The organism is Stenotrophomonas sp. PS02298 (assembly GCF_029959445.1).
Lineage (GTDB): Bacteria > Pseudomonadota > Gammaproteobacteria > Xanthomonadales > Xanthomonadaceae > Stenotrophomonas.
Map to the genome: position 1 here is coordinate 43,229 of NZ_JASCOR010000011.1, position 7,507 is coordinate 50,735.

Below are 7,507 nucleotides of genomic sequence, written 5' to 3' on the forward strand. Positions count from 1 at the left end.
TATGGCCCTGCCCTACGAGAACGCAACCAGCGGCGACAAGGCCATCGGCGAAATCCAGAAGATGCTCCGCGCCTTCGGCTGCCAACGGTTCGCCACTGGTGAGGACTGGGAGACCGGCGAGCTGTTCGTGCAGTTCGAGCATCGCGGGCGCATGGTGCAGCTGAAGGCCAGCGCGAAAGGCTACGGCGCTGCTTGGCTGAAGGCTCATCCGTACAGCAGCCGCATGCGGGGCACCCGTGCCGATCACGAAGCCAAGGCGCTGAAGATCGGCGGTATCGCCGTGTACTCCATCTTGCGCGACTGGGTGAAGGGCCAAGTCACGGCCATTGAGATCGGCATGCTGACCTTCGAGGCGGCGTTCCTCTCGCACATCCTGCTGCCGTCCGGCCTGTCGGTCATAGAGCATGTCCAGCAGCAGAAACTGCTGCCCAGCCCGCAAGAGGCGAGCGATGCATAAGACCTGCACCAAATGCGTCCGCTCCCTGCCGCTGCAGCAGTTCAACCGCGCAGGGAAGCAAGGTCGGTCCAGCGTGTGCGTGCCGTGCACGAATGATATGCGGAGGTTGCGTGCTCCGCTGCCTGACCTGGTGCCTGACATCGAGCAGGTCCGCATCAACAACGCCGCTGCCCTGTGGTTCGGGCCTGTGCGGCCGCAGCCGAGGTATGCGGTATGAGCGCGATTCGCTACCTGTCGCTGTTCTCAGGAATGGAGGCCGCGCACTTGGCTTGGGCGCCACTCGGCTGGGAATGCGTCGGCGTTGCCGAGATTGATCCAGCGCCGTGTGCGCTGCTTGCACATCGCCTGCCGCATGTCCCGAACCTGGGCAGCGTCACCGACATCACCGACGAGCAGATAGCGGCACTGGGCCGCATCGATGTCGTCATCGGCGGCAGCCCGTGCCAAGACCTATCCGTCGCTGGCAACCGCGCAGGTCTGGCCGGCGCGCGCTCCGGACTGTTCCACGAACAACTGAGGATATTCAATGCAGCTCGGACTTTTTGCGGCGCCCGTTGGCTCGTCTGGGAGAACGTCCCGGGGGCCTTCAGCAGCAACCGCGGGCGAGACTTTGCTGTCGTGGCTGGGGCATTGGCAGGATGCGAACTCGATGTCCCCCGTGACGGCTGGGGCAACGAAGGCGTGGCGCTCGGCCCGAACGGACTTGTCGAATGGAGCGTGCTGGACGCGCAGTGGTTCGGAGTGGCGCAGCGGCGCCGTCGCGTGTTCGCTGTCCTCGATACTGGAGACTGGGCCGGTCGACCGCCGGTACTACTTGAGCCAGACAGCCTGCGCGGGGATTCTGCGCCGCGCCGAGAAGCGGGGGAAGGAATTGCCGGCACCCTTACGCGCAGCGCTGGAGAGCGCGGTGCAGAGGACGGCGAGCGCGGTCAGTTAGTACCGGAAACCTGCGGCACCCTTTGCGCAGACACCCACCCAGGCGCATACACCGGCCAGGACGCATACACCGGCCGACTGATTCCGGAGGTATCCCACACCCTGCGCGCCGATGGCTTCGACGCCAGCGAAGACGGTACTGGACGTGGCACGCCACTGGTCCCAGTGGCGTTCGACTGTAAGTCGAGCGGCCAGGCTGGGTTCGGCGTCGGCGAGATCGCCAGCACGATGCGCAGCATGGGTCACGCCAACAGCCATCAGAACGGTGGTGGCCACTTGGCAGTGCAGCAAGGCATGCAGGTCCGCCGCCTGACCCCGCGCGAGTGCGAACGACTGCAGGACGCTCCAGACGACTGGACACTGGTGCCAAACTCAAAGGGCAAGCCGATGGCCGACGGCCCGCGCTACAAGATGCTGGGCAACAGCTTCGCGGTACCGGTGATCACGTGGATCGGCGAACGCATCCAGATAGCGCACACCTACCGGCAGAGGGCTGTCGCATGACCGTCCCACAGCTATTCCCCAAGCCGGCCAAGCGCATGAAGCAGCCGCCCAAGGACTTCCTGCGCGAGCAGTTGGCCGCGGCCGCAGACGAGATCATCCGGCTCCGCGCCCAGGAGCTGGCCAACGAAGACCGAATCAAGAGCGCCCGCGCGGCGCTGGAAGGAGAAGCCCATGAGCACGGCTGAGAGGTTGCTGACGCTGTCCCAGGCGGCGGAGAGCTCGGGGGTATCGACCAAGACGCTCAGACGAGCCATCGATGCCGGCGAGCTGGATGCCTCCCGACTCGGGACCAGCGCGAAATCTGATCGTATTCACCCTATCGACCTGAAAATCTGGTGGGCAAAAAGGAAGCTAAGTACATGCCAGTCACCAAACGTTCCAACGGCCACTATCAAGTCACCGTCTGCTACGGCGGACGAACGTATCGCAAGACTTCTCGGCACTGGAGCCACGCGGACGCGAAAGCCTACGAGCGAAAGTGGCTCGCCTCCGTCAAAGACGTTGCGGCTGGTCGTGAGCCGGAACGCCTGATTGCCGATGCGTTGGAGAAGTGGCTGCTGGACCACGTGCCGCGCCTGCGGTCAGCGACGAAGACCAAGGCGCACTGCCGGGCGCTGCTTCCCTACATCGCAGGCAGGAAGCTGTCCGAGGTTTCGCAGGTATGGGCGGAGATCAAGGCCGCCGAAATGGACAAAGCGCCGGCAACCGTCAACCACAAGGCCCGAATCCTGCGCCAGATCACACGCATGGCGTGGCGCGAATGGGGTTGGGTGGAGCGCCCGGCCGCAATCACCCTGCTGCCAGAGAAGGCCCGAGAGACGTTCCTGACTGCTGCTCAGGTGGAGGCGCTGGCGCAGGCCTGCCCCAACCCGCTGGCCGGCGACTACGTGCGCCTGGCTGCATACACCGGCATTCGACGTGGCCACCTGCTCCGCCTGACCAAGCATGAAGTGCAGAACGGCTTTATCCGGCTCGATCGCAGCAGTAAGACATCCACCCTACAGATGGTGCCGCTGCACCCCAAGGTGCTGGAGATTGCAAAGAGGCTGCCGCTGCCGATTACCGAGGATGGGGTGCGCAGTTCGTGGGAGGCTGCGCGTTCCGCCCTGGGCATGGAGTCGGTGCGCTGGCACGATCTGCGCCATTCGTGTGCGTCATGGTTGGTGCAGGCCGGCGTTCCGTTGCACACTGTCGCCGAGATCCTGGGCCACACATCAACCGCCATGACTCGGCGCTATGCGCACCTTGCGCCGGAACACCTGGCTGATGCGATGGCGAAATTGGCGTGAGCTGCACAAAAACTGCACACCCCGTTTTTCGATAGTTGCAGCACAAATGGACGAAACCCTTGTGCTGCAATGGTGCCCGGAGCCGGAATCGAACCGGCATGGCCTCGCGGCCGGCGGATTTTAAGTCCGATGCGTCTACCAGTTTCGCCATCCGGGCATCGCAATAGCGTGCCTGATTGCAGCCCAATTGTGAATCGCGAAAATTGGCGGGGGCGCTGAACCCGCCGCCAATGTGATCTCAACCAATGGCGCGCGAGTAACGCGCAGGCTGCTGTGCGGCCTTCAAATAACGGTCAAAGCACATGGCTATCAGGCGCAACAAGGGCCGCCCCTGTTCGGTCGCGATGACCACGCCATCATCGCAACTGGCCAAACCGTCGTCCTGCAGGTGCTGCAAGGCAATCAGCTCCTCGGCGAAATAGACGTCGAAATCGACACCATGCCGCCGTGCCAGCGCGCGGCCATCCACGCTGCCGTGGCACATCAACTGCTGGATCAGTTCAGCACGCAGCATGTCATCGTCGTCCAGCTCCAGCCCGCGCCATACCGGCACACCGCCTTCGGCAATCTTTGCCTCCCAATCCTTGAGATCGCGCGGGTTCTGGCTGTAGCTGCTATCGATATGGCTGATCGCACTGACGCCCAACCCCAGCAGGTCACTGTCAGCGTGCGTGGTATAGCCCATGAAGTTGCGATGCAGGCTGCCCGCACGTTGCGCACGCGACAGGTCTTCTTCCGGCAACGCGAAATGATCCATGCCAATGTACTGGTATCCGGCGGCTGACAATCGCTCGACAGCGAGCCCAAGCAGCGCCAGCTTCTGCTCCGGATCAGGCAGGTCGCGATCCTGGATTTGCCGCTGCGCCTTGAACATATGCGGCAGGTGCGCGTAGCCGTAAATCGCCAACCGATCCGGACGCGCGGCTATCACCGTGTCCAGGGTCCGGCCAAACCCGGCCAGCGTCTGCAGCGGCAGACCGTAGATCAGATCCACGTTGACCGAACGCATGCCATGGTCACGGCAAGCCTGGATGATGGCCATCGTCTCATCCACGTCCTGCACGCGATTGATCGCCTGCTGCACCTGCGGGTCGAAGTCCTGGATACCCAGGCTTGCGCGATTGAAACCCAACTCTGCCAGCACACCGATGTCGTCGACGCTGACCGAGCGCGGATCCAGTTCGATCGAGAAGTCGCGCGCGCTGCTGTGGCTGAAATTGAACAGCTTCTCCAGTCCGCCAATCAATCGACGCAGCTGTGCAGGCTCCAGGAAATTGGGTGTGCCACCGCCCAGATGCAGCTGCACGACCTCGCGTTCGCGCGCAAACAGCGGCGCAAGCCAGTCCGCCTCAACCAGCAGCTGATCGACATAGCGTTCACCCTTGCTGCGGTCGCGGCTGATTACGCGGTTGCAGCCACAGTAGAAACACGGGCTGCTGCAATACGGCACATGCACATACAGCGACATCGGCCGCCCCGCCGCGTTGCTGCGCGCTACTGCCGCACAGAACTGCGCCTGCCCATAACCATCATGAAAATGCGGAGCGGTTGGATAGGAGGTATAGCGTGGACCCGGCCGGTCATGCCGGCGCAGCAGGTCCGCATCGAAAGTCCAGCCCAGAGCATTTGAGGTTGGCAGCGGCATGTTCATGGCGCCAGCTTGCCCCCGCCCGGGCATCATCGCCTTGAGTTAGATCAATTCACCCATTCATGAACGGGCCCAACCCGGCATCCGTTCAGAGTATCGGGAACGAAGGGGCGTGGTATCGACGCCAGATGGAGCCGGCCACCCGCCCGGCTGCCTCATCGGCCAACGTCTGCATCGTCGGGTTGCCCATCTCTGCCGTGGTCTGTGCAAACAACGCCAGCCAGCGCTCGAACATCGGCCACTCCAGTCCGGGAATCGCCAGGTGCTTGGGCATCGGCGCGCCATTGAAGCGCGAGGTTCCACGCAGCAGGGCCGACCAGAAATCAATCAGCTGCAGCAGATGCGCCTCCCAATCATGCACCCGCGCCTCGAATATCGGCCCAAGCACCGCGTCCTCGCGCACCCGCGCGTAGAAGCGCCGCACCAGCCGGTCCACCTCTTCCTCACTGCAAACATCCGGCCCAGCCCGCACAACCCACCTCCTGCCACCTAGTCAGAACCTACTACGCCCGGCCAAGGCCCGCTTGATCAGGATCAACGACGCCCATCCGCACACCCCCTAGCCTTGCACACCGGGCTGCCAGCTGCGGCCATACCGCCGAGCCGCCCACCCGATTCTATTCCTTCGCCACGAGGCACCCAGGAATCCACAATGACCGCTTCTGCCGACGCCAGCACCCGCCGCTCACTGCCAATGATCCAACGCCTGGGCGCCGTGGTGTGGCCCAGCTTCTTTACAGCAGCGGTGATGTCGGCGGTCTTTTTTGCTTTCATCGACCCGCTGGAACTGCAGCAGATCAGCTTCCCGCAGCACGTGATCAGCCGTGAAGTTGGCTATTCGCTGGGCTTCTTCATGTTCTGGGCGGGCACGTTGTGCGCGTGCGGGGTGACGGCGCTGCTGATGCGCCCGGCAAGCGAGCAGGAGGAAGTCTTCGAATGAACCCGGTGCGCAGCATCGGCGAAGCCAGCGCCGGCATCGTTCGCAAGCGCGATAGATTCCGCCAGTTCACCAGCTTGGCAATGCTGGCTGCGTTCTATGGCCTGCCTTGGCTGCACTGGGGCGGTAAACCCTGGTTGCTGCTCGACATTGATGCGCGCCAATTCCAGGTTACCGGTATTTCGATGCAACCGGAGCAGTCATTGCCGCTGCTATGGTTTGCGCTGGCCGCGCTGGCCCTGCTTTGCCTTGCCACGAGCCTTTACGGGCGCCTGTGGTGCACCTATGCCTGCCCGCAGACGGTGTTGACCCGCCTGTTCCGTAGACTGACCCGCCTGACCGATTTCAAAGGCAGGGCGAAGCCATTGGCAACACCGCTTCGACACGCACTGTGGGCGGCAATCTCGCTGTGGACCGGCATCAGCTTTGTGGGCTACTTCACGCCCATCGGGGAGCTCGCGCAGGGCTTGCTCACACTTACGCTCAGCGGCTGGGAATTCTTCTGGATCAGCTTCTACGGCCTGGCGACCTGGGCAAACGTGGTGTACCTGCATGAACAGGTCTGCAGCTATCTCTGCCCCTACAGCCGCATCCAACCGTTGATTGCCGATGCGCGCACGCCCTGCATCCAGTACAACGCGCCACGTGGGGAGCCGCGCGGCGAACGCGGCCAGGACAACGCCAGCGTATTGCATCGTTCACGCGGCCTGCTCGATGCAAGCACTGCGGCCGACTATGTCTTCCGCGCCGCCCACCCAGCCATTGCCGGCGCCATGCCCAACTTCAGCCCGGTTCACCTCGGAGACTGCACCGATTGCGGCGCCTGCGTTGCCGCCTGCCCGATCGGCCTGGACATCCGCAATGGCCGCTCCAGCAGCTGCATCGAATGCGGCAATTGCATGGACGCCTGTGACGATGCAATGGCCAGCAAGCACTACCCACTGGATCTGATCCTTCGCGCCCGTCCGGCAAACGATGGCGATGCCGTCATCTCTGGACTGCGAATCAAGCCACTGGTGTTTGCCTGCATCACGCTACTGTGCAGCGTGCTGGCGATATTCACCGGCGCCAGCATTGCAGGGGCGGTGTAAGCCGCAAGGCTCAAGCGCAGGGCGTGTTGCATGGTCATCGGTATGCCCACAACGCCCCGTGGAGCCCAGCCGATTGCGATGGGCGAGTTGGTGCAGCGATACCATGCTCTGCGCTCGATAGTGCGCGGCAAACTGGGCGCTTCACCGCCGAATCCCGATAACCTGGCAACCTGGCAACCTGGCAACCTGGCAACCAGCGACAAATCGCAGGAAACAAAAAAGCCCCGATCTCTCAGGGCTTTTTGCTTGCTACTTGGAGGCCTGGGTCGGAATCGAACCGGCGTACGCGGATTTGCAATCCGCTGCATAACCACTCTGCTACCAGGCCAAACTATTGCACCGCCGAAGCACTACACCACCTCGACATGAAAAGACCCCGCTGCGGGGGCCCTTTCCGATTTGGAGCGGGAAACGAGACTCGAACTCGCGACCTCAACCTTGGCAAGGTTGCGCTCTACCAACTGAGCTATTCCCGCGGTGTGGGCGAATCATACAGACTTCGGCAGGGGCACGCCAGCGCTTTTTAACAATTCCTTTCACATGGCTTGTTTGGCTGCCTGCGTTGGATCCGCAACCCCTGTAGAGCCGAGCCATGCTCGGCTGGAGCTTTATCGGGAAGGCCCCTTGCCGAGCATGGCTCGGCAC

The 7,507-nt window shown here is 63.0% G+C and carries 8 protein-coding genes and 3 tRNA genes; 6 read left to right on the forward strand and 5 right to left on the reverse strand.

All coding sequences use genetic code 11. The features are described from left to right. Nucleotide 1 precedes the first annotated feature (1 nt). The 4 genes from QMX78_RS03450 (at nucleotide 2) to QMX78_RS03465 (ending at nucleotide 3,186) form a co-directional block, all read left to right on the forward strand. A complete protein-coding gene (locus tag QMX78_RS03450) occupies nucleotides 2-457 on the forward strand; it encodes a hypothetical protein (protein WP_282266555.1) in 456 nt (151 codons plus the stop codon). A 213-nt stretch (nucleotides 458-670) separates the two neighbouring features. After that, nucleotides 671-1,897 (forward strand): DNA cytosine methyltransferase, encoded by a 1,227-nt coding sequence (locus QMX78_RS03455; RefSeq protein WP_282266557.1) that lies wholly within the window; start codon nucleotides 671-673, stop codon nucleotides 1,895-1,897. Then, a complete protein-coding gene (locus QMX78_RS03460; protein WP_282266559.1) occupies nucleotides 1,894-2,082 on the forward strand; it encodes a hypothetical protein in 189 nt (62 codons plus the stop codon). The genes QMX78_RS03455 and QMX78_RS03460 overlap by 4 nt, the downstream gene beginning before the upstream one ends. Nucleotides 2,083-2,256: 174 nt before the next feature. Further along, on the forward strand, nucleotides 2,257-3,186 hold the full coding sequence (locus QMX78_RS03465) for a site-specific integrase (protein ID WP_282266561.1): 930 nt from the start codon (nucleotides 2,257-2,259) through the stop codon (nucleotides 3,184-3,186). A 70-nt stretch (nucleotides 3,187-3,256) separates the two neighbouring features. Here the strand turns inward: QMX78_RS03465 and QMX78_RS03470 are convergent. The 3 genes from QMX78_RS03470 to QMX78_RS03480 form a co-directional block, all read right to left on the reverse strand. Continuing rightward, a tRNA-Leu gene (locus QMX78_RS03470) sits at nucleotides 3,257-3,343 on the reverse strand. 81 nt (nucleotides 3,344-3,424) lie between these two features. Further along, a complete protein-coding gene (gene hemN, locus QMX78_RS03475; protein WP_282266564.1) occupies nucleotides 3,425-4,837 on the reverse strand; it encodes an oxygen-independent coproporphyrinogen III oxidase in 1,413 nt (470 codons plus the stop codon). A gap of 85 nt (nucleotides 4,838-4,922) precedes the next feature. Then, entirely contained in the window at nucleotides 4,923-5,306 is a 384-nt protein-coding gene (locus QMX78_RS03480; RefSeq protein WP_282266566.1) for a group III truncated hemoglobin, read from the reverse strand. 180 nt (nucleotides 5,307-5,486) lie between these two features. On the opposite strand from QMX78_RS03480, the gene QMX78_RS03485 reads away from it, so the two are divergent. Together QMX78_RS03485 and QMX78_RS03490 are read left to right on the forward strand one after the other, a co-directional pair. After that, nucleotides 5,487-5,774: a hypothetical protein gene (locus tag QMX78_RS03485; protein WP_282266568.1), complete on the forward strand. Its 288-nt coding sequence runs from the start codon at nucleotides 5,487-5,489 to the stop codon at nucleotides 5,772-5,774. Continuing rightward, on the forward strand, nucleotides 5,771-6,862 hold the full coding sequence (locus tag QMX78_RS03490) for a 4Fe-4S dicluster domain-containing protein (RefSeq protein ID WP_282266570.1): 1,092 nt from the start codon (nucleotides 5,771-5,773) through the stop codon (nucleotides 6,860-6,862). The genes QMX78_RS03485 and QMX78_RS03490 overlap by 4 nt, the downstream gene beginning before the upstream one ends. 254 nt (nucleotides 6,863-7,116) lie before the next feature. On the opposite strand, the gene QMX78_RS03495 is transcribed toward QMX78_RS03490, so the two are convergent. After that, nucleotides 7,117-7,190, reverse strand: a tRNA-Cys gene (locus QMX78_RS03495). Nucleotides 7,191-7,262: 72 nt separating this feature from the next. Next, nucleotides 7,263-7,338: transfer RNA gene (locus QMX78_RS03500), tRNA-Gly, on the reverse strand. Nucleotides 7,339-7,507 lie beyond the last annotated feature (169 nt).